Origin of the sequence: Aeromonas sp. QDB34 (assembly GCF_027705405.1) — a bacterium.
Lineage (GTDB): Bacteria > Pseudomonadota > Gammaproteobacteria > Enterobacterales > Aeromonadaceae > Aeromonas > Aeromonas hydrophila.
Genome location: NZ_JAPDBT010000004.1, coordinates 206,208 through 226,799 on the forward strand (window position 1 = coordinate 206,208; position 20,592 = coordinate 226,799).

Consider the following 20,592-nt stretch of genomic DNA (forward strand, 5'->3'; position numbering starts at 1 on the left):
TCGTTGTCGCCGGAGTTCCGGCATCAAGCAAAGGAAGGGAACAAGGATTCATGATCCCGAGACTCGATTACCAGGACAGTTTGTCACCTACAACCCTGCAGTTTCTTGAGTTGCTGGCGCGATCAGCATTTCGTGGTGATATCGAAAAGTCTTATGCAAGCCGGTTGGCGATGGCGACGGATAACAGCGTCTATCAGGTAGTACCTCAGGCGGTTCTCTATCCGCGCAGTGCGGACGATATTGCGGTGATGCTCAAGCTGGCCCAGGGGCCCGAGTACGCAACCTTGAGTTTCTTCCCTCGCGGCGGCGGTACCGGCACCAATGGTCAATCCTTGGGCGGCGGCATTATCGTCGATCTCTCGCGCCATATGAACCAGATCATGGAAATTAATCTGGAAGAGGGCTGGGTGCGGGCCCAGGCCGGGGTGGTCAAAGATCAGCTCAACGCCTATTTGAAGCCCCACGGCTACTTCTTCTCGCCGGATCTCTCCACCTCCAACCGCGCTACCCTGGGCGGCATGGTCAACACCGACGCCTCGGGGCAGGGCTCCTTGGTGTACGGCAAGACCTCGGATCACGTGCTCGGCCTCAAGGCCGTGCTGGAAAACGGCGATCTCATGGCCACCGAGCCGGTGACCGGCCCGCGTCTGGCGGACAAGCTGGCGCTGGAGAGCCGTGAAGGGGAGATCTATCGCACCCTCTATCGCATCGGCAAGGAGCGGCGCGCCGACATCGAGGCCACCTTCCCCAAGCTCAACCGCTTTCTGACTGGTTACGATCTCAAGCACCTCTATCAACCCGATACCGACACTCTGGACGTCAGCCGGGTGCTGTGTGGCTCGGAAGGCTCCTTGGGCTTTATCACCGAGGCCAGGCTCAACATCACCCCCATCCCGCGCTACCGTACCCTGGTCAACGTCAAGTACGACAGCTTCCCGTCGGCCCTGCGCAATGCCCCCTTTATGGTACAGGCCCAGGCGCTGTCGGTGGAGACGGTGGACTCCCGGGTGCTGGGGCTGGCCCGTGCTGACATCATCTGGCACTCGGTCAAAGAGTTCATTCAGGAGGTGCCGGGCAAGGATCTGCAGGGGCTCAACATCGTCGAATTTGCCGACACTGACGAGAATGAGCACAAGGCCAAGGTGGCCGAGCTGTGTCGGCGCATCGACGGCCTGCTGGCCAAGGGGGAGGCGGGGATCATCGGCTATCAGGTGTGCAACCACCTGGCCAGCATCGAGACCATCTACGCCATGCGCAAGAAGTCGGTGGGGCTGCTCGGCAACGCTGAAGGGCGCAAGAAGCCGGTGGCCTTCACCGAAGACACCGCCGTGCCGCCGGAGTCGCTGGCGGACTTCATCATGGAGTTTCGAGCCCTGCTGGATGCTCACGGCCTTGACTACGGCATGTTCGGCCACGTCGATGCCGGGGTGCTGCACGTGCGCCCGGCGCTGGACTTGTGCGATCCCGAGCAGGAGGTGTTGCTGCGGCGCATCTCCGATCAGGTGGTGGCGCTCACCGCCAAATATGGCGGCCTGATGTGGGGGGAGCACGGCAAGGGCTTTCGCTCCGAATACAGCCCCGCCTTCTTCGGTGAGCTGTGGGAGGAGCTGCAACGGGTCAAGGGGGCGTTTGACCCCGCCAACCGCATCAACCCGGGCAAGATCTGCATGCCTTATGGCAGTGGCGCCGAGCTGGTGTCGGTGGATGGGCCCAAGCGCGGCAAGTTCGACCGCCAGATCCCGCTGGCGGTGCGCACCAGCTATACCCGGGCGCTGGATTGCAACGGCAATGGTCTCTGCTTCACCTTCGAGACAGACTCCCCCATGTGCCCCTCGGTCAAGATCAGCCGCGACCGCCGTCACTCTCCCAAGGGGCGGGCCGGCCTGATGCGCGAATGGCTGCGCCAGCTGGCCGAGCAGGGCTTCGATCCGCTGAGTGAGGAGGTGGCCCTGCAAAGCGGCGGTCTGCGCTTCAAGCAGATTGTCGACAAGTTTCGCAACACAGTGGCCCGCGCCCGCGGCGAGTATGACTTCTCCCACGAGGTGATGGAGGCGATGGAGGGGTGTCTGGCCTGCAAGGCGTGCACCAGCCAGTGCCCCATCAAGGTGGATGTGCCCACCTTCCGCGCCCGCTTCATGCAGCTCTATCACAGCCGCTACCTGCGCGGCCCCAAGGATTACTTCGTCGGCACGGTGGAGAGCTATGCCCCCCTGCTGGCCAAAGCGCCGAAACTGGTCAACTTCTTCCTCGAGAAAGAGTGGGCCCAGAAGGCGACCGAGAAGAGCATCGGCATGGTGGACGTGCCGCTATTGAGCGTGCCGACCCTGTCCGAGGAGCTGCGCGACCATCGCGCCCGCTATTTCGACTTGCCGGGCCTGGAGGCCATGAGCCCCGAGCAGCGTAAAAAAGTGGTGCTCATCGTGCAGGATCCCTTCACCAGCTACTACGACGCCCCCGTTGTGCGTGACCTGGTGAAGCTCGCCAGCAAGCTCGGCCTGCAGCCCTATCTGCTGCCGTTCAAGCCCAACGGCAAGCCCCAGCACGTGAAGGGTTTCCTGCGCGCCTTCGCCCGTACTGCCGCCAGCAGCGCCCAGTTCCTCAACAAGGTGGCGGCGCTCGGCATCCCCATGGTGGGGGTCGATCCTTCCCTGGTGCTCTGCTATCGGGACGAATACGTGAAGGCGCTCGGCCCCGCCCGTGGCGACTTCCAGGTGCTGCTGCCCCAGGAGTGGCTGCTCTCCTTGCCGGCCGATGCGTTGCCGGTGCGAGAAGCAGACGCCGGCGCCGAGCCCTGGTATCTGTTCGCCCACTGCACCGAGAAGACCGCCAAGCCGTCGACTCACGGTGACTGGAGTGCCCTGTTCCGCCGCTTCGGTGCCACCCTGCAACCGGTGTCGGTGGGCTGCTGCGGCATGGCGGGCACTTATGGCCACGATGCCAAACAGGTGGAGAACTCCAAGGGCATCTATGGCCTGAGCTGGGCCGAGCCCCTGGCTCGCCTGCCGCAAGCCCGTTGTCTGGCCACCGGTTATTCGTGCCGCAGCCAGGTCAAGCGGATGGAGGGGGAGAAGCTCAAACACCCGTTGCAGGCCCTGCTGGAACTGCTCTGATGCTGACCCTGCCCAAGCGGTTTCGGGTGCCGCAAGCCTACCGGCACCCGCACTTCCTGCTGCTGCCGGTCAATCCGACCCAGGCGGTGGTGGAGTTCGTCGCCATGCTGCGCGAGCGCGAGCAGCTTCATCAGCTGTTTCGCCCGGACGATGTGTGGCCCTCCGCCAATTTCAGCCTGAGTCAGCACGAGGCCGATCTGGAGTGGCAGCACTCCGAATTTCTGGCCAAGCGCTCCTTTGCCTATGGCCTCTGGAGCCCGGCGCGGGAGCCCGAGTTCTGGGGCGGGGTTTACCTCTACCCCTCGGTGCTGCCGGAGGTGACGGTGGAGCTCTTCTTCTGGAAGGTGGCCGAGGCGCCGCTCACCGATGCCGAACTGGAGGCCGAACTGCGCGCCTGGCTGGGCAAGGTATGGCAGTGGCCCGCGCCGCGCCTGCCGGGGCGGGACCAGCCCTGGGCCGAGTGGCCAGGGGTGACCTATCCCTGGTGAGGGTCAACCTCGATGCAAGATGCCCCAGCGTGGGCATCTTTTTTTTTGCTCCTTTTTCGCCGACACTGCTGGTTTGCCGCTACGGCGCAGCGATAACCCGTTGATCACGCAAGGAGTCCGTTCACCATGAGTCAAGAAAGCAGCACCATCTGGCGCAAGCCCATGAGCCTTGAAGGGCTCAACGCCAGCTCTCGCAACACCCTGATGGCTCACCTCGACATCGTCTATACCGCCTTTGGTCCCGACTGGCTGGAGGCCACCATGCCGGTGGATCACCGTACCCATCAGCCGCTCGGCATGCTGCACGGCGGCGCCTCTGTGGTGCTGGCGGAGACGCTGGGATCGCTCGCGGCCAACATGGCGGTCGGGCCTGACAGTTATTGTGTCGGGCTGGAGGTCAATGCCAACCACCTGAGGGCCAAGCGGGAAGGGGTGGTGACGGGGCGCTGCACGCCACTGCATCTGGGGGCGACGACTCAGGTGTGGCAGATAGAAATTCGCGATGAACGTGGTCGTTTATTGTGCACCAGCCGGTTGACCATGGCGGTGCTCAAACACAAGCGGGACAAGGACTCTGGCGAAGCGTGATCTGCAATAACGCACCATGAGTGAAAAATAAGCAAGCCATAGTCGCAAGATCCCTCTATAATTGCCAACGTCTTGAGAGGCTTATCACATTTTTCAAGACAGCAGAACAAAGTGGCGCTATAATCGCCGCCTTTTTGCTATTCCGCGGTGTTAGCCGCCTGCCTTAATCTGGAAGAATCTATGTCTGATACCGAACAACTGCCCCTTTTTAGTGAGCTTGGACTGGCCGCGCCTGTACTGAAAGCGCTGCAGGACGTGGGCTATGAGCGCCCGTCCCCCATCCAGGCCGCAGCAATTCCCCACCTGATGGCGGGCCACGATCTGCTGGGGCAGGCGCAAACCGGTACAGGGAAGACCGCTGCTTTTGCCTTGCCTCTGTTGTCTCGTCTGGAAGCTGGTAACCGCAACACCCAGATCCTGGTGCTGGCACCGACGCGTGAACTGGCCCTGCAGGTGGCTGAAGCGTGCCAACGCTATGCCCACCACATGCCTGATTTCCACGTGCTGCCCATCTACGGCGGCGCCTCCTACGAAACCCAGACCCGCGCCCTGCGCCGCGGTGCTCAGGTTGTCGTGGGTACCCCGGGCCGCGTGATGGACCTGATCCGTCGCAAGAACCTGGACCTCTCCGGCCTGAAAGCCCTGGTGCTGGACGAAGCGGACGAGATGCTGCGCATGGGCTTCATCGACGACGTGGACTGGATCATGGAACAGTGCCCGGCCGGTCGTCAGGTTGCCCTGTTCTCCGCCACCATGCCGGAGCAGATCCGTCGTGTGGCCCAGAAGCATCTGAAGCAGCCCAAAGAGATCAAGATCGCTTCCAAGACTGCGACCGCTACCACCATCCGCCAGCGTTACTGGCAGGTGACCGGTCTGCACAAGCTGGACGCCATGACCCGTCTGCTGGAAGTCGAACCCTACGAAGCCCTGCTGGTGTTTGTACGCACCAAGAACGCCGCCGAAGAACTGGCTGGCAAGCTGGCTGCCCGTGGTCACGCCTGTGAAGCGCTGCACGGTGACATCCCGCAGAAGCTGCGTGAGCGTACCGTCGACAAGCTGCGTCAAGGCCAGCTGGACATCCTGATCGCCACCGACGTGGTCGCCCGTGGTCTGGACGTTGAGCGCATCACCCACGTGGTGAACTACGACATCCCCTACGACACCGAATCCTACGTTCACCGTATCGGCCGTACCGGTCGTGCCGGTCGCAAGGGCGAAGCCATCCTGTTCGTGGCACCGCGCGAGCGTCGCATGCTGCGCGCCATCGAGCACGCAACCCGTCAGGCCATCGAGCCGATGAAGATGCCGAGCACCGAGGACATCAACCAGCACCGTCTGGCCAAGTTCAAGGAGCGCATCCGCGAAACCATGATGGGCGAAGAGCTCGAGATCTACGTGAACCTGGTGAACGAGCTGATCGAAGAAGACTCTGCCGATCCGCTGGAGCTGGCTGCCGCACTGGCCAAGCTGGTACAGGGCGACCAACCGCTGCTGCTGGATGACTCCATTCCGGATCCGGTGTTCAACGCCGGCAACGATCGCGGTGGTTTCGAGCGTCGTGACTTCAACGACCGTGGTGGCCGTGATTTCGCCGACCGTGGCGATCGCCCGGCTCGTCGCATGCCGTCCCTGGAGCCGCGTCCGCTCAAAGACAACCCGGACGTGGAGATGGAGCGTTACCGCGTCGACGTGGGTGCCCATCACGGCGTCAAGCCGGGCCAGATCGTGGGTGCCATCGCCAACGAAGCGAACATCGAGAGCCGTTTCATCGGCAACATCGACATCGCCGATGACTTCTCCACCGTCGATCTGCCCAAGGGCATGAGCGCCGAAGTGCTGGAAGTGATCAAGAAGGCCCGTGTCTGCCAGCGTCCGCTGCAGATCAGCCGCTACACCGAAGTGCCGGCCGGCAGCAACACTGCTCCCCGTCCGCCCCGTGGTGATCGTCCGTTCCGTGGCGACCGTCCTTTCAACAAGGATCGCCGTCCGCAGGGTGACCGTCCCTTCAACAAGGATCGCCGTGAAGGCGGTTTCGACAAGGGTCGCAAATTCGGTGGCAAGCGCCGCGACAGCTAAACCCTGACTGCTAGCTAAAAAGGCCGCTCATCGAGCGGCCTTTTTGTTACCCGTCGTTCACCCAGGAGGCGCCGCAGTGCCACATGGGTGATGTGGATGGGTAAGTTTATGGCGCACCGTGGATATCGTCGATGGGTTGGCCTGACATCGTCCTGGCTGTGTGGAATGGGATAGGGCAGGGAAGAGACGGGTAAATGCTGGGTAGCGGGGGGCTGCGAGCCACATCCGCATAAAAGGAAAGGGGTCAGCAGAATAGCAGGCTGAGGCTGAGAGGGGTGCCCGGGCTGGTTTGTCCGGGTCTATGCCATCGCGATGAAGGCAGCAAAAAGGCGACCCGGGGTCGCCTTTTATGTTTATGCATCTATCTTGGGGGCTTAGAGCACCATGGCGGCAATCCAGCCGAAGATGATGAGCGGGATGTTGTAGTGGATGAAGGTGGGTACCACGCTGTCCCAGATATGGTCGTGCTGGCCGTCGGCGTTGAGGCCCGAGGTGGGGCCCAGGGTCGAGTCGGAGGCGGGGGAGCCCGCATCCCCCAGGGCGCCGGCGGTGCCGACCAGAGAGATGGTCGCCAGCGGGGAGAAGCCGAGGTGCAGGCACAGCGGCACATAGATGGTGGCGATGATGGGCACGGTGGAGAAGGAGGAGCCGATCCCCATGGTGATGAGCAAGCCCACCAGCAGCATCAAGAAGGCGGCCAGCCCCTTGTGGCCCGCCATCATGCCGGAGACGGCCTGGACCAGGCTCTCCACCCCGTGGGTCTCTTTCATCACGGCGGCGAAGCCGGCGGCGGAGATCATGATGAAACCGATGAGGGACATCATGCGCACGCCCTGGGTGAAGGCATCCTGGCTCTCGCGGAACTTGATGACGCCGCCACAGGTGAAGATGACGAAGCCGGCCAGCGCCCCCAGCACGATGCTGTTGGTCATCAGCTGCAGCCCCAGTGCCACGGCGATGGCCAGCAGGGCGACCCAGATGTGGTTGAGGTTGAGATCGACCGTTTCCGGCTCGGCGGCCAGGATCTTCTCCAGATCATACTGGCGCGGTTTGCGGTAGCTGAAGAAGACGGCGATCAGCAGGCCGACGAACATACCCAGCACCGGAATGGCCATCGCCAGCGGCAGCTGGCTGTGCTCGACCGGCACGCCGTTGTCGATCAGGTTCTTGGCCAGGATGTTGTTGAGGAAGATGCCGCCAAAGCCCACCGGCAGCAGCATATAGGTCGCGGTCAGGCCAAAGGTGATGACGCAGGCCACCTGACGACGGTCGATCTGCATCTGGGCCATGACGTGCAACAGTGGCGGGATCAGGATGGGAATGAAGGCGATATGGACCGGGATCAGGTTCTGGGAGGAGATGGAGACCCCCAGTACCGAGCTGAGCAGCAGGGCCTTGACCCAGAGGATGCGGGAGCTGCTGGCATCCTTGCCGAGTTGGCTGATCACCTTGCGTGCCAGCAGATCCGTGATGCCGGAGCGGGAGATGGCGACTGCGAAGGCCCCCAGCATGGCGTAGGAGAGGGCGATCTCGGCGCCGCCACCCAGGCCACCGCTGAAGGTGCTGAGGGTCTGCTCGAGGGAGAGACCGCCGATCAGACCGCCGACGATGGCGCCGATGGCGAGAGAGACCACCACATTGATCCGCAGCAGGCTGAGCACCAGCATCAGCGCCACCGCGATAACAACAGGATTCATTTGCTTTCCTTATAGTTTGTGTTGCTGTCTGTCGTGTGAAAGGCAGTTAGTTTGCGAAAAATGTGACAAATGTCGAGTAAAAAATCAGGTGAATGGCCTATCTACAGCATTCCCGGCGGTTCAACCCAGGTGAAGAGTCGAGAGAGATAAAAAACGGTGCTGGATGGGCCTTTTTTCGACATTCTGGTCAAACCAGATGGCGCAAGAAAAGAGGCTGCCGTGGCAGCCTCTTGGGAAGGGAGCGTCGTTACTCGCTGGCGTCGTCGGCTACCTCGTCCGGGTGGGCCGGGGGCCAGCCACCCAGGCTCTTCCAGCGGTTGACGATATGACAGAACAGCTCGGTGGTGCGCTCGGTGTCGTAGAGGGCGGAGTGCGCCTCTTTATTGTCAAACGGAATGCGCGCGCTCTGGCACGCCTTGGCCAGCACCGTCTGGCCCAGCGCCAGGCCGGAGAGGGCGGCGGTGTCGAAGGTGGCAAACGGATGGAACGGATTGCGCTTGAGGCCGGCCCGCTCGGCGGCGGCCATGACGAAGCCGTGATCGAAGGTGGCGTTGTGAGCCACTATGATGGCGCGGCCGCAATCCTGCTCCTTCATCCCCTTGCGGATGCCCTTGAAGATCTCGGTCAGCGCCTCTTTCTCGCTGACGGCGCCGCGCAGCGGATTGAAGGGATCGATGCCGGTGAACTCCAGCGCCGCTTTTTCCAGATTGGCCCCTTCAAACGGCTCGACATGAAAATGGAAGATCTGGTCGGGCACGAGCCAGCCCTGCTCGTCCATCTTGAGGGTATAGGCGGCGATTTCCAGCAAGGCGTCGGTTCTGGCATTGAACCCGGCGGTTTCAACATCGATGACGACGGGGTAAAAGCCACGAAAACGGCCCTTGAGGGTGTGAACAGCGTCGGTCATGGTATCTCGGTCGGCGTGAAATGAGGCGGCATTATGGCAAAAAAGCCGGCCTTTGTCCCTCATCGGCCACCATCGGCACGCTGGCCGATTCTATTATCGACACGCGGACTTATAATTGACCACTTCAACAATGGAATGGGGAGCAACGATGAAGAAGCTGGGATTGGCGCACAAAATGTTGCTGGTGGTCTGCCTGCCACTGCTGGCCTTGCTGTTCTTCTCCGGCCGATACGTCTATGAGCGTTATCGGGTCGAGCAGGAGATGAGTCAGGCCCAGGCCGCACTGGCGGTGGTGCGGGAAGCGGCGCAATTGGCCCACGAGCTGCAAAAGGAGCGTGGCATGTCGGCTGGCTTCCTGGGGTCCGGTGGCAACAAGTTTCGCGATGCCCTGCCGACGCAGCGCAAGCAGGTCGACACCCTGCTGCAGCGCTTTCGTGAGGATCCCGCCCTGCTGGCACTCAAAGAGGTGCAGCAGGAGCTGGCCGGGCTCACCGCCATGCGCGAGCGGGTCAGTGCGTTAGGGGTCGAGGTGGCGGAGCAGGTCAGCTTCTATACCCGGATGATCACCCAGTTGCTGGCGGTGGTGGATCAGATCAGCATCAATAGCCGGGATGCCACCATAGCGCTGCAGACCAATGCCTATGCCGCCTTCTTGCAGAGCAAGGAGCGGATGGGGCTGGAGCGGGCAACCTTAAGCAACGTGTTCGGCCGCGACAGCTTCACGCCGGCGCTGTTGCAGCAGTTCATCTCCCTGTTGGCGGCCCAAAATACCTATCTTGAGCGTTTTCAGGCGGTGGCGAGCCCCTCCCAGCGTCAGCTGCTGGCCGACAGCCTGGCCTCGCCGGTGGTGAGCAAGGTGGCCGCCATGGAGAAGCTGGCGCTGGACAAGGCGGCCAGCGGCGGCTTCGGGGTGGATGCCGAGGCCTGGTTTGCCTTGAGCACCGACAAGATCAGCCTGCTCAAGGAGAGCGAAGACCGCCTCTATCAGCAGCTGTCCGAGCGGGTGGACCAGATGCGGGCGAAGAGCGCCAGCGACTTCTGGTGGGCCGCCACCGGAGTCCTGCTGTGCGTGCTGCTCACCAGCTTCATCTGCTGGCGGGTGGTGCGGGATCTGCACCTGGGCTTCATGGCCCTGCACCATACCTTCAAGCGGCTGGTGCAGGAGAACGATCTGACGGTGCGGGTCAACTGGCGATCCGGTGATGAACTGGGTGCGCTGTCGCGGGATCTGAACCACTTCCTCGAACATCTGGAGGGACTGATGCTGGCGGTGCGCCGTTCCTGCGAGGTGCTGGCCCGCAGCGCCGCCGCCTCGGCCAACGTCATTGCCGACGTCAACGCCGGGGTGGCCAAGGGGTTTGGCCAGGTGGATCTGGTGGCGACGGCCGCCACCGAGATGGCTTCGACGGTCGCCGAGATCGCACGCAACGCGACCCAGACCTCGCTGGCGACCCAGCAGGCCATCGGCCGGGCCCGGCAGGGTGACAAAGAGGTGGATCAGACCATCGATGCCATCCAGCAGGTCGCGGGTACCTTGAGTGATACCCAGCAGCTGGTGGATAGCCTGCATCAGGACACCGAATCGGTGGGTGAGGCGCTCAACCTCATCAAACAGATCTCGGATCGCACCAACCTGCTGGCCCTCAACGCCGCCATCGAGGCGGCCCGCGCCGGCGAATCCGGCCGCGGTTTTGCGGTGGTGGCGGAAGAGGTGCGGGCGCTGGCGTCGCGCACCCAGCAGGCCGCCGACGACATAGAGCGGATGCTGGTGCGGCTGCGACAGGGGGCCAATCAGGCGGTCACCGCCATGCACCTGGGGACCGAGCAGGCGGGGCTGAGCGTGACCGAGGCCAAGCGGGCGGGCAGCGAGCTGACCGACATCGTCAACGAAGTGCGCAAGGTGAGCGACATGACCGCCCAGGTGGCCACCGCCACCGAGGAGCAGCGCTATGTCACCGACGACATCCAGCACAACGTGATGACCATTCGCGAGGTATACGAGGCGCATCGCCTGCACTCGGAAACCCTGCAGCAAAACAGCACCGAGCTGGATCAGCTGGCACGGGAGCTGGCGGGGCGTATCGCCCGATTCAAACTGATGGACGCCGCCTCGACCCACTGATCGGTTTGCCCTAAAGCTTGTCCTGCCCCTGCCGATATCTAACCTGAGATCGTGTGGAGGGCAGGCAGTTGAACGCTTGGATGTTGGGGTTGGTCAGCATATCCGTGAGTATGCAGTTACAGGCGGGAGTCACCGAATTCGGTGCCGGCCTGGATCAATCCGTCTGGCGTTTGACCTCCGACACCCAGGTGGAGTGCCGGCTCGAGCACCCCATCCCCAACTGGGGCACGGGGGCATTCGTCAGCCGCGCTGGTCGCAAGATCAATCTGGACTTCGAGCTCAAGGGGCTGCGCCAGCAGGCCCAGACCCAGACCGTCAGCCTGGGCATCATGCCGCCGGTCTGGCGCCCCGGTATCGCCGGGCGGGAAGTGAGCCAGTTGCGCTTTTACCAGCAGTTTGACGGGCTGGTGGAGGGGCAGACCGCCTGGACCATGCTGGACGAGCTGGAAGGGGGTCGCATGCCGACCTTCCAGTATCGCGACTGGTATCGGCAGAATCGACCGGTGCGGGTCTCGCTCTCCTCGGTCAACTTCCGGGTCAAGTATCAGGCCTTCGTGGATTGCCTCAATGGTCTGCTGCCCTACAGTTTCAACGACATCGCCTTCAGTGTGCTCACCTATGACAAGAACAGTGACGAGCTGTCGCTGGCTTCCAAGCGGCGGCTGGCGATGATCGGCGAGTATGTGAAGGTGGACAAGAGCATCGACGTGGTGGTGATCGACGCTTACAGCGATAGCTATGGCGGCCGCTGGCCGAACCAGAAGCTCTCCGAGAAACGGGCCGATGCCATCAAGAAGGTGTTTGTGGATCTGGGCATCGAACCCGGCAAGATCTCGGTGGAGGGGCACGGCGAGAAGCAGCACGTCGCTTCCAACGAAACCGAAGATGGTCGCGCCAAGAACCGGCGGGTGGTGATCAACATGGGCCGCAACGGCGCCATCTGAAGAAAACGAATCCATAAAAAAGAGCGCCTTGGCGCTCTTTTTGTTTTTCGGGGCTCAGTCTGGATCAGAAACTGTCGCCGAGGCCGCTGCCGGCATCCTTCTTGGCGATCAGCTCAATCTTGTAACCGTCCGGATCTTCCACGAAGGCGATGACGGTGGTGCCGCCCTTGACCGGGCCCGGCTCGCGGGTGATCTTGGCGCCAGCGGCGCGCAGCGCCTCGCAGGTGGCGTAGATGTCGTCCGCTTCCAGCGCGATGTGACCATAGGCCGAGCCCAGCTCGTACTCGCTGACACCCCAGTTGTAGGTGAGTTCGATCACCGCTTCATCTTTCTCGTCACCGTAGCCGACGAAGGCCAGGGTGTACTTGTATTCGCTGTTCTCGCTCTTGCGCAGCAGTTTCATCCCCAGCACTCGGGTATAGAAGTCGATGGAGCGTTGCAGATCGCCGACGCGCAACATGGTATGCAGGATTCTCATTGCTCAATTCTCCGGGTAGTGGTTCTTGTGGTATGGGTGCCGCCCAGGGGACGGATACCGGCGTTTGGCTCAAGCCCGTGCTCGCCAGAAGCGGCGCCATGGCTGCGCCGTTTGCGAGCCGGCAGCCGTGTTCAGCTCTCCGGGTAGACCTTTTCCTTGTACTCGCACAAGTCCTCGATGATACAGGAACCGCAGCGCGGTTTGCGAGCCAGACAGGTGTAGCGCCCGTGCAGGATCAGCCAGTGGTGCACGTCCAGCTTGAATTCGGCGGGGACCACCTTGAGTAGCTTCTCCTCCACCTGATCGACGTTCTTGCCCACCGCAAAGCCGGTGCGGTTGGAGACCCGGAAGATATGGGTATCGACGGCGATGGTGGGCCAGCCGAAGGCGGTGTTGAGCACCACGTTGGCGGTCTTGCGGCCGACCCCGGGCAGGGCCTCGAGGGCTTCGCGGTTCTCCGGCACTTCACCGCCGTGGCGCTCCAGCAGGATGGCGCAGGTCTTGATGACGTTCTCGGCCTTGGTGTTGAACAGGCCAATGGTCTTGATGTACTCCTTGACCCCGTCTACCCCCAGTTCCAGCATGGCCTGGGGGGTGTTGGCCACCGGGTAGAGCTTGTCGGTGGCCTTGTTGACGCTGACATCGGTGGCCTGGGCCGACAGCAGCACGGCGATCAGCAGCTCGAACGGCGTCTTGAAGTTGAGCTCGGTGGTGGGGTGGGGGTTGTCGTCCCGCAGTCGCTCCAGTATCTGCCTACGTTTCTGATTGTTCATGGCTCTCTCTTGGCTCAGAGCTGGGTCGCGCGGGCACCCGCGGCCGGCACGCTGCAGTGGGCCTTCTCGGCGCTCTGCTTGCGACCCATCCAGTCGTTGATGGCGTTCTTGCCGGCGATCATCAGGCCGAGACCGATGAAGCCGCCAGGGGGCAGGATTGCCAGCAGCAGGCTGGCATCGGCGTGGAACAGCTCGATGCGCAGTGACTTGGCCCACTCTCCCAGCAGCAGATCGGCACCGTCGAACAGGGTGCCCATGCCGATGATCTCGCGCAGCCCACCCAGCACCAGCAGCACCAGAGTAAAGCCGAGCCCCATCATGAAACCGTCGAGGGCCGCCAGCAGCGGCGGGTTCTTGGAGGCATAGGCTTCGGCCCGGCCGATGATGACGCAGTTGGTGACGATGAGGGCGATGAAGATGCCGAGCGCCTGATAGAGGCCGTAGGTGTAGGCGTTCATCAGCAACTGCACGCTGGTCACCAGCGCCGCGATGATCATCACGTAGACCGGGATGCGAATATCCTTGGGTACCAGGTTGCGCACCAGCGAGATGGCGAGGTTGGAGCTGACCAGCACCGCCATGGTGGCAAGGCCGAGCCCCAGCGCATTGGTGAAGGTGGAAGAGACCGCCAGGGTGGGGCAGAGGCCCAGCACCTGCACCAGCGAGGGGTTGTTCTTCCACAGCCCCTGCAGCATCAGCTCCTTGAGCTCTTCGCGGCGGCCATTGCTCTCGCTGAGCGGGCTCTGCCCGTCAATCACATCGACTTGTTCCATAGCTTGTGCTCCGGCGTTAGGGGGTGGCGTCACAGGCGGGGGCGTCGCGCAGCAACTCTGGGTGCTCCTGTTGCAGCAGCAACAGGTTCTTCACCGCCTTGACCACGGCCCGGGGGGTGATGGTGGCACCGGTGAAGGCGTCGAACTCGCCGCCGTCTTTCTTCACGGCCCAGCTGGCCTCGTTGTCGTGGCTGAGAAACTTGCCGACGAAGCTGTTGATCCAGTCCGACTTCTTCAGCTCGATCTTGTCGCCAAGGCCGGGGGTTTCCTTGTGGGCCAACACCCGTACCGCGCTCACGGCGCCCTTGGCATCGGTGCCCACGATGAGGCGAATGGCCCCACTGTAGCCGTCGGGGGCGACGGTTTCCAGCGCATAGCCGGTGATTTCGCCCTGCTTGGTCGCGGTGTAGAGCGGCATGGCTTGGTCGCTGCCCAGATAGCGTCGGCTCTGCACCAGCTTGCAGCTGGCGACCAGATCGTTGTCATAGCTCCCCTCCGGCAGCAGGGCGGAGAGGGTGCGCAGCTTCTCCAGCTGCTGCTGATGGGCGATCCGCCCCTGGGTCAGCTCGTTGGTCAGCACCACCACGGCGGTGCAGGCGAGGGCAAACAGGGCGAGTGTGACGCCGTTTTTGCGCATGCTCTTTAACATTGCATCATTCCTGAGGGTGAAGTGTGCGCGAGGATCATTTGCGGCGGGCTCCGTAGACTTGCGGGCGCGTCAGGCTGTCGATCAGCGGTACGCACAGGTTGGCCAGCAGCACGGCAAAGGCGAAGGCATCCGGATAGCCGCCAAAGCGGCGGATGACATAGACCAGCACGCCGATGAGCACGCCATAGACCAGGCGGCCGCGCGGGGTGGTGCTGGCACTCACCGGATCGGTGGCGATGAAGAAGGCCCCCAGCATGGTGGCGCCGCTGAACAGGTGGAACATGGGAGTGGCGGTGGCATCCGGGGTCATCAGATAACCCAGGGTGGCCGCCAGCAGCAAGGAGCCGAGGATGGCCCCCGGAATGCGCCAGTTGATCACCTTCTGCTGCAGCAGGAACAGGCCGCCCAGCAGGTAGCCAAGGTTGACCCAGCTCCAGCCGATGCCGCCCCAGCCTTCGAATACGGTGTGGGTCATCACCTCGCCGGCGGTGAGGCCCTGAGTCAGCCCGGTTTTCAGGGTGTCGAGCGGCGTGGCCATGGTCAGCCCATCCACCCCCTGTTTCAGCTGCGCCATGCTGTAACCGTCGAGGCTGAAGCCGGTGAAGATCACCGAGGCCGCATCGCCAAAGCCGATGTCATAGGCGGCGATGCTGGAGGGCGGCAGCCAGCTGGTCATCTGTACCGGGAAGGAGACCAGCAGCAGCACATAGGCCACCATGGCGGGGTTGAATAGGTTTTGACCCAGCCCGCCATAGAGGTGTTTGGCGATGATGATGGCAAACGCCGTGCCCAGCACCAGCATCCACCAGGGCAGCAGCGGCGGTAGGGAGAGACCGATCAGCACGGCGGTCAGGGCCGCGCTGCCATCCAACAGGGCCGGTTTGACGGGGCGTCCGCGCAGGCGCAGCACCAGCGCCTCCGAGCCCAGCGCCGTGACCAGCGCCAGCAGGATCTGGATCAGGGTGCCCCAACCAAAGAACCAGCTCTGCGCCAGAAAACCGGGCAGGCAGGCCAGGATCACCAGCAACATCAGGGTTTGGGTCTGTTTGCGGTTGTGGGCAAACGGCGCACTCGCGATATTGAACATGGATCAGTGGCTCTTGTCGGTCGATGGAGAAGGAGAGGCCTGGGCTGCTGCCTCGGCCGCCAGTTTCCGGGCCTTGGCACGGGCTACGGCGGCGGCAATGGCCGCTTTCTTGGGATCCGCATCGGCAGCTGGCTGCGACGCATCGGCAGCCGGTGCCGCCACGGTGGTCACCTCGGGCTTGGCAGTGGCCTCCTCGTCTTGCGCCTCTGCGGGCTTGGCAACGGCATCCTCACCTTGCGCTTGCGCGGCTTTTTTGGCCTTGGCGCGGGCGATGGCGGCAGCGATGGCCGCCTTCTTGGGATCCGCGTCGGCTGTGTCAGGCTGCGGTGCAGCAGCAGGGGCTGCCACGGCGGCCTCGTCACCTTCGGTCACGGCTGCGTCCCCTTGCGCCTGAGCGGCCTTCTTGGCCTTGGCGCGGGCGATGGCGGCTGCAATGGCCGCCTTCTTGGGATCCGCGTCGGCGGCTGAGTCAGGCTGCGGCGCTGTTGCAGGGGCTGCCACGGCGGCCTCTTCATTTTCGGTTACGGCTGCGTCCCCTTGCGCCTGAGCAGCCTTCTTGGCCTTGGCACGGGCGATGGCTGCCGCGATGGCCGCCTTCTTGGGATCCGTGTCGGTAACGGGGTCAGACTGAGGCGCAGCAGCAGGGCTATCCACAGCTGCTGATTCGCCTGGCTCCTGAGCCGCTTTTTTGGCCTTGGCACGGGCCAGCGCCGCCGCAATGGCCGCTTTCTTGGCATCCTGCCCGTTCGTTGCCGGTGCATCGGTCTGGGCCGAGTCGGGCTCGCTGGCGGCCGCCTTGGCGGCGCGGCGGGCGATGGCCTCCTGCTTGCGCGCCTCGCGGGCGGCAATCATGGCGCTGTTGTCCGGCGCGAGTTCGCTGGCACCGACTGGCGCTGCGTCCTGCTTGGCCTTGATGCGGGCCAGTGCCGCGGCCACCGGATCTTCTCCGCCGGCCGCCGTCATGGCTTGGCGACGCTGGGCGGCAGCCTCGGCATGGCGGGCTTCGCGGGCGGCTTTTTCCCGCTCGAAGCGGGCCTGCTTGGCCTCGAAGCGCTGCTTGGCGCGCTCGGCCTTCTCGGCCTCGGCGCGCGCCTCGCGGATGTCATCCTTGGCAATCTTGTAGTACTGCACCAGCGGGATCTCGCTCGGGCAGACCCAGGCACAGGCGCCGCACTCGATGCAGTCGAACAGGTTGAGCCCCTCGGCCTTGTCGTACTCCTTGGCCCGGCTGTACCAGTAGAGCTCTTGGGGCAGCAGGTTGGCCGGGCAGGCGTCGGCACAGGCACTGCAGCGAATGCAGGCCTGCTCCGGACCGGGTGGTGGCAGCTCGGCCCGGGTGGGGGAGAGCAGGCAGTTGGTGGCCTTGACCACCGGCACCATGGCATGGGGCAGGGTGAAGCCCATCATGGGGCCGCCCATGATCACCCGCTGATCCGCCTCGGGTTGCAGCTCGAAACGCTGCAGCAACCAGCGTACCGGGGTGCCCAGCAGCACCCAGGCGTTGCCCGGTTTCTTGAAGGCGTCGCCGGTGAGGGTGACGATGCGGGAGATGAGCGGTTCGCCGTCGATGATGGCGCGCTTGATGGCAAACACGGTGGCCACGTTGAGCACCATGATGCCCATGTCCACGGCGCGGCCCCCCTTGGGAACCTGGCGGCCGGTGAGCAGCTCGATGGTCTGCTTGGCGCCGCCAGAGGGGTATTTGGTGGGCACCGTCTTGACCAGTACGTCTTCGTCTGTGGCATGACGGGTCAGCTCACCGATGGCGGCCGGCTTGTTGTCTTCCACCCCGATCAGGGTCAGCTTGGGCTTGAGCAGGTGCTTGAGCACCCGGATGCCGTCCATGATCTCGTCGGCGTACTCCTGCATCAGCCGGTCATCGGTGGTGATGTAGGGCTCGCACTCCAGCCCGTTGACGATCAGGATCTCGGTCAGCTGACCGCGGCCATCGAGCTTGCTGTGGGTCGGGAACACGGCGCCGCCGAGGCCCGCGATGCCGGCCTGCTGGATGCGTTCGAGCAGCTCGCCCCGCTCCAGATTCCAGTAGTCGCTGCGGCCCTGACGCTCGCCCCAGGCATCTTCGCCATCTGGGGTGAGGGTGATGCAGAGATCGTCGAGACCGGAGGGGTGGGCCACCGTGTGGTGACCGATGGCGGTGATGGTGCCAGAGGTGGAAGCGTGCACCGGCACGAAACGCCCCTTGTCATGGCGAGTGAGCGGCTGGCCCTTCTTGACCTTGTCGCCGACCCGCACCAGCAGGTCGCCGGCCGGGCCCGCGTGCTGGCGCACCGGGATGATGAGCTGGGGCGGCAGACCCGCGTCCACCACCGGGGTGAGACTGGATTGGTCTTTGTTCTCGGGAGGGTGAATGCCGCCGTGAAAATCCCACAGAGTGCCGGCTTTGATGCGTTCGAGTAAGGACTGCATGGTTACTTATTCCACTATCTTGACCGGAATGGCGACGTTGGCCAGATCCCACTTCCAGTTGTCGACCGTGGTCGGCACCGGGATCATTTCGATACAGTCGGTCGGGCAGGGATCGACACAGAGATCGCAGCCGGTGCACTCGTCGGCAATGACGGTGTGCATCGCCTTGGTGGCGCCGACGATGGCATCGACCGGACAGGCCTGGATGCACTTGGTGCAGCCGATGCATTGATCTTCATGAATGAAGGCGACTTTCTTGATGGGGGCGGCGGCCTCGGCGCCGCCCAGCGGCTGGGGTTCGACCCCCATCAGGTCGGCAATCTTGCGCATGGTGGCATCGCCACCTGGCACGCATTTGTTGATCTGATCGCCATTGGCCAGCGCCTCGGCGTAGGGCTTGCAGCCCGGGTAGCCGCACTGGCCGCACTGGGTTTGCGGCAGCAGGGCGTCGAGCTGATCGACGATGGGATCGGCTTCCACATGAAATTTGACGGCGGCAAAGCCCAGGATGATGCCGAAGGCCAGAGCCAGCAGAGCCAACACCAGAACGGCAAAGAGTATGTGAGTCATAGCGCTATATCTTGATGAGGCCGGTAAAGCCCATAAAGGCCAGCGACATCAGGCCGGCGGTGATCATGGCGATGGAGACGCCGCGAAACGGGGTCGGGACGTCGGCGGCCACCAGACGTTCACGCATGGCGGCAAACAGGATCAGCACCAGCGAGAAACCGGTGGCGGCGCCGAAGCCATAGATGATGCTCTGGATGAAATTGTGGTGCTCGTTGATGCTGAGCAGGGCCACCCCCAGCACGGCGCAGTTGGTGGTGATGAGCGGCAGGAAGATGCCCAGCAGACGATAGAGGGTGGGGCTGCTTTTGCGGATAACCATCTCGGTGAATTGAACCACGACGGCGATCACAAGAATGAAGGCGAGCGTGCGCAGGTAGGCGATGTTCAGCGGGATCAGGATATAGTGTTCCATCAGATAGGAACAGGCGCTGGCCAGGGTCATCACGAAGGTGGTCGCCAGCCCCATGCCGATGGCGGTTTCCAGCTTGCCGGAGACGCCCATGAAGGGGCACAGGCCGAGGAATTTCACCAGCACGAAGTTGTTAATCAGCACAGTGCCGACCAATAAAAGCAGGTACTCAGTCATTGCAGGTTGGTTATCCGGTGTGAAGGCGGCGGTATTATCTGATTTTAGGTGCCTTTTAACAACCGCAAGGCCGCATGGTTATTATTCAAATAGCCAATTTCATGGAGGAAACGTGCGCCCTTTACCCATTTTTACCCTGACCCTGGCGATGCTGCTCTGGTCCAGCTCCTTCATCGCGCTCAAGCACGTGCTGGGGGTCTGGGGCTTCGGTCAGGTGCTGTTCATGCGCATGAGCGTGGCGGCGCTCTGCTGGCTGTGCTGCTACCGCTATCTCGGCAATTTCCGCTATCAGAAGGGGGACTGGCGCTGGCTGGCGTTGATGGGGGCATTGGAGCCCTGTCTCTATTTCCTGCTGGAGGTCAACGCCCTGCGCTACACCAGTGCCGGTCAGGCTGGCATGGTCTGTGCCCTGTTGCCGCTCATCGTGGCGCTGGTGGCCTTCGTGCTGATCCGCGAGCGGGTGAGCCGGCGCCAGTTGCTCGGCTTTGCCATCGCCATCTTCGGCATCGCGCTGCTAGGTTTTGGCAGCGGGGCGGATGAATTTGCCCCCAATGCCCTGCTTGGCAACAGCCTGGAGATGGCGGCCATGCTGTGCGCCGCCACCTACTCGGTGGTGTTCAAGAAGCTCTGCAGCCGCTACAGCGTGTTGACCCTGACTGCGTTGCAGGCGTTTGTCGGCACCCTCTTCTTCGCCCCCTTTGCCTTTGGCGAACCCTGGCCGACGGCCTGGGTCTGGCAGGACATGGCGGTCATCGTCTTTCTCGGCGCCTGCGTGACCCTGGGGGCCTACCTGCTCTACAACTGGTCGGTGACCCAGGTGAAGGTGACGCTGGCGGCGGCCTACGTCAATCTCATCCCGGTGTTCACCCTGCTGCTGGCCTATCTGCTGCTGGGAGAGACCCTCAACGCCTTGCAATGGGTGGCCTGTGGCGCCGTGCTGCTGGGGATCGCGGTGGGACAGCTGCCGGCCAGGCGCGCCCGGATGCCGACGGCCACCACAGGCCCGTGAGGGCCGCAAATTGACTACAGTCAGGGCAGGTAGCAGCGAGGAGCGGGATCATGAGTGACATGAGGTTACTGGCGCAGGCGTGACTGCTGCTTGGCCACCATCCCTTCACCCTGGCCGATGCACGGGCACTGGAGGCGTTGGAAGAGGAAGCGGTGGGCGAGGAGGGGCTCTGCATCGCCGAGCTGTGGGAGTGCGCCCTGCTGCAGGCGGATGATGAGGCCAGGCACTATCTGTCGGGGCGGGATTGACGCTTTGATCGGAAGATAAAAAACACGGGGCCTGGCCCCGTGTGTTGTGATGGTGAGGCC

17 protein-coding genes are annotated in these 20,592 nt (G+C 63.2%); 7 read left to right on the forward strand and 10 right to left on the reverse strand.

All coding sequences use genetic code 11. The features are described from left to right. The first annotated feature begins 50 nt into the window (after positions 1-50). The 4 genes from ydiJ to OKC29_RS08560 all read left to right on the forward strand — a co-directional run bounded on the left by ydiJ (position 51) and on the right by OKC29_RS08560 (position 6,262). A complete protein-coding gene (gene ydiJ, locus OKC29_RS08545) occupies positions 51-3,110 on the forward strand; it encodes a D-2-hydroxyglutarate dehydrogenase YdiJ (protein ID WP_162275719.1) in 3,060 nt (1,019 codons plus the stop codon). Beyond that, positions 3,110-3,598, forward strand: coding sequence for a hypothetical protein (locus tag OKC29_RS08550; RefSeq protein ID WP_073350703.1), 489 nt, complete (start codon positions 3,110-3,112; stop codon positions 3,596-3,598). The genes ydiJ and OKC29_RS08550 overlap by 1 nt, the downstream gene beginning before the upstream one ends. A gap of 126 nt (positions 3,599-3,724) precedes the next feature. Next, entirely contained in the window at positions 3,725-4,186 is a 462-nt protein-coding gene (locus OKC29_RS08555; protein WP_073350701.1) for a hotdog fold thioesterase, read from the forward strand. Between the two features lie 180 nt (positions 4,187-4,366). Continuing rightward, on the forward strand, positions 4,367-6,262 hold the full coding sequence (locus tag OKC29_RS08560; protein ID WP_016351112.1) for a DEAD/DEAH box helicase: 1,896 nt from the start codon (positions 4,367-4,369) through the stop codon (positions 6,260-6,262). Between the two features lie 374 nt (positions 6,263-6,636). Here OKC29_RS08560 and OKC29_RS08565 read toward each other — a convergent pair whose 3' ends face one another. Beyond that, the gene (locus OKC29_RS08565; RefSeq protein WP_024944876.1) at positions 6,637-7,959 is read right to left on the reverse strand and encodes a Na+/H+ antiporter family protein; all 1,323 of its coding nucleotides are present in this window, start codon (positions 7,957-7,959) and stop codon (positions 6,637-6,639) included. Between the two features lie 247 nt (positions 7,960-8,206). Beyond that, positions 8,207-8,866: a ribonuclease T gene (gene rnt / locus OKC29_RS08570; RefSeq protein ID WP_029300258.1), complete on the reverse strand. Its 660-nt coding sequence runs from the start codon at positions 8,864-8,866 to the stop codon at positions 8,207-8,209. 148 nt (positions 8,867-9,014) lie between these two features. On the opposite strand from rnt, the gene OKC29_RS08575 reads away from it, so the two are divergent. Both OKC29_RS08575 and OKC29_RS08580 read left to right on the forward strand, forming a co-directional pair. Beyond that, positions 9,015-10,988, forward strand: coding sequence for a methyl-accepting chemotaxis protein (locus OKC29_RS08575; RefSeq protein ID WP_073350700.1), 1,974 nt, complete (start codon positions 9,015-9,017; stop codon positions 10,986-10,988). 68 nt (positions 10,989-11,056) lie between these two features. After that, positions 11,057-11,932: a flagellar protein MotY gene (locus OKC29_RS08580; RefSeq protein WP_024944879.1), complete on the forward strand. Its 876-nt coding sequence runs from the start codon at positions 11,057-11,059 to the stop codon at positions 11,930-11,932. Positions 11,933-11,996: 64 nt separating this feature from the next. Here OKC29_RS08580 and gloA read toward each other — a convergent pair whose 3' ends face one another. From gloA to rsxA, 8 genes are all read right to left on the reverse strand, one after another. Next, positions 11,997-12,410 carry a lactoylglutathione lyase gene (gene gloA, locus OKC29_RS08585; protein WP_011706456.1) on the reverse strand — a complete coding sequence of 138 codons (414 nt, stop codon included), beginning with the start codon at positions 12,408-12,410 and terminating at the stop codon, positions 11,997-11,999. 131 nt (positions 12,411-12,541) lie between these two features. Next, entirely contained in the window at positions 12,542-13,183 is a 642-nt protein-coding gene (nth, locus tag OKC29_RS08590) for an endonuclease III (protein ID WP_017408071.1), read from the reverse strand. A gap of 14 nt (positions 13,184-13,197) precedes the next feature. Next, entirely contained in the window at positions 13,198-13,956 is a 759-nt protein-coding gene (locus tag OKC29_RS08595) for an electron transport complex subunit E (RefSeq protein ID WP_024944880.1), read from the reverse strand. Positions 13,957-13,972: 16 nt separating this feature from the next. Beyond that, positions 13,973-14,605: an electron transport complex subunit RsxG gene (gene rsxG / locus OKC29_RS08600; RefSeq protein ID WP_011706453.1), complete on the reverse strand. Its 633-nt coding sequence runs from the start codon at positions 14,603-14,605 to the stop codon at positions 13,973-13,975. 34 nt (positions 14,606-14,639) lie between these two features. Further along, on the reverse strand, positions 14,640-15,692 hold the full coding sequence (rsxD, locus tag OKC29_RS08605) for an electron transport complex subunit RsxD (protein WP_060390272.1): 1,053 nt from the start codon (positions 15,690-15,692) through the stop codon (positions 14,640-14,642). 3 nt (positions 15,693-15,695) lie between these two features. Further along, the gene (gene rsxC, locus OKC29_RS08610) at positions 15,696-18,119 is read right to left on the reverse strand and encodes an electron transport complex subunit RsxC (RefSeq protein WP_073350698.1); all 2,424 of its coding nucleotides are present in this window, start codon (positions 18,117-18,119) and stop codon (positions 15,696-15,698) included. A gap of 6 nt (positions 18,120-18,125) precedes the next feature. Beyond that, positions 18,126-18,689, reverse strand: a complete 564-nt coding sequence (gene rsxB, locus OKC29_RS08615) for an electron transport complex subunit RsxB (protein WP_011706450.1) — start codon at positions 18,687-18,689, stop codon at positions 18,126-18,128. A gap of 4 nt (positions 18,690-18,693) precedes the next feature. Continuing rightward, complete coding sequence (gene rsxA / locus OKC29_RS08620; protein ID WP_005302262.1) at positions 18,694-19,275, reverse strand: electron transport complex subunit RsxA; 582 nt, start codon at positions 19,273-19,275, stop codon at positions 18,694-18,696. Between the two features lie 112 nt (positions 19,276-19,387). On the opposite strand from rsxA, the gene OKC29_RS08625 reads away from it, so the two are divergent. Continuing rightward, a complete protein-coding gene (locus tag OKC29_RS08625) occupies positions 19,388-20,284 on the forward strand; it encodes a DMT family transporter (protein ID WP_162275718.1) in 897 nt (298 codons plus the stop codon). Positions 20,285-20,592: the final 308 nt, after the last annotated feature.

Bases quoted from the DNA above. Each gene is read 5' to 3' on its own strand.
- ydiJ (WP_162275719.1), top strand. From the start codon at position 51: ATGATCCCGAGACTCGATTACCAGGACAGTTTGTCACCTACAACCCTG.
- OKC29_RS08550 (WP_073350703.1), top strand. From the start codon at position 3,110: ATGCTGACCCTGCCCAAGCGGTTTCGGGTGCCGCAAGCCTACCGGCAC.
- OKC29_RS08555 (WP_073350701.1), top strand. From the start codon at position 3,725: ATGAGTCAAGAAAGCAGCACCATCTGGCGCAAGCCCATGAGCCTTGAA.
- OKC29_RS08560 (WP_016351112.1), top strand. From the start codon at position 4,367: ATGTCTGATACCGAACAACTGCCCCTTTTTAGTGAGCTTGGACTGGCC.
- OKC29_RS08565 (WP_024944876.1), bottom strand. From the start codon at position 7,959: ATGAATCCTGTTGTTATCGCGGTGGCGCTGATGCTGGTGCTCAGCCTG.
- rnt (WP_029300258.1), bottom strand. From the start codon at position 8,866: ATGACCGACGCTGTTCACACCCTCAAGGGCCGTTTTCGTGGCTTTTAC.
- OKC29_RS08575 (WP_073350700.1), top strand. From the start codon at position 9,015: ATGAAGAAGCTGGGATTGGCGCACAAAATGTTGCTGGTGGTCTGCCTG.
- gloA (WP_011706456.1), bottom strand. From the start codon at position 12,410: ATGAGAATCCTGCATACCATGTTGCGCGTCGGCGATCTGCAACGCTCC.
- nth (WP_017408071.1), bottom strand. From the start codon at position 13,183: ATGAACAATCAGAAACGTAGGCAGATACTGGAGCGACTGCGGGACGAC.
- OKC29_RS08595 (WP_024944880.1), bottom strand. From the start codon at position 13,956: ATGGAACAAGTCGATGTGATTGACGGGCAGAGCCCGCTCAGCGAGAGC.
- rsxG (WP_011706453.1), bottom strand. From the start codon at position 14,605: ATGTTAAAGAGCATGCGCAAAAACGGCGTCACACTCGCCCTGTTTGCC.
- rsxD (WP_060390272.1), bottom strand. From the start codon at position 15,692: ATGTTCAATATCGCGAGTGCGCCGTTTGCCCACAACCGCAAACAGACC.
- rsxC (WP_073350698.1), bottom strand. From the start codon at position 18,119: ATGCAGTCCTTACTCGAACGCATCAAAGCCGGCACTCTGTGGGATTTT.
- rsxB (WP_011706450.1), bottom strand. From the start codon at position 18,689: ATGACTCACATACTCTTTGCCGTTCTGGTGTTGGCTCTGCTGGCTCTG.
- rsxA (WP_005302262.1), bottom strand. From the start codon at position 19,275: ATGACTGAGTACCTGCTTTTATTGGTCGGCACTGTGCTGATTAACAAC.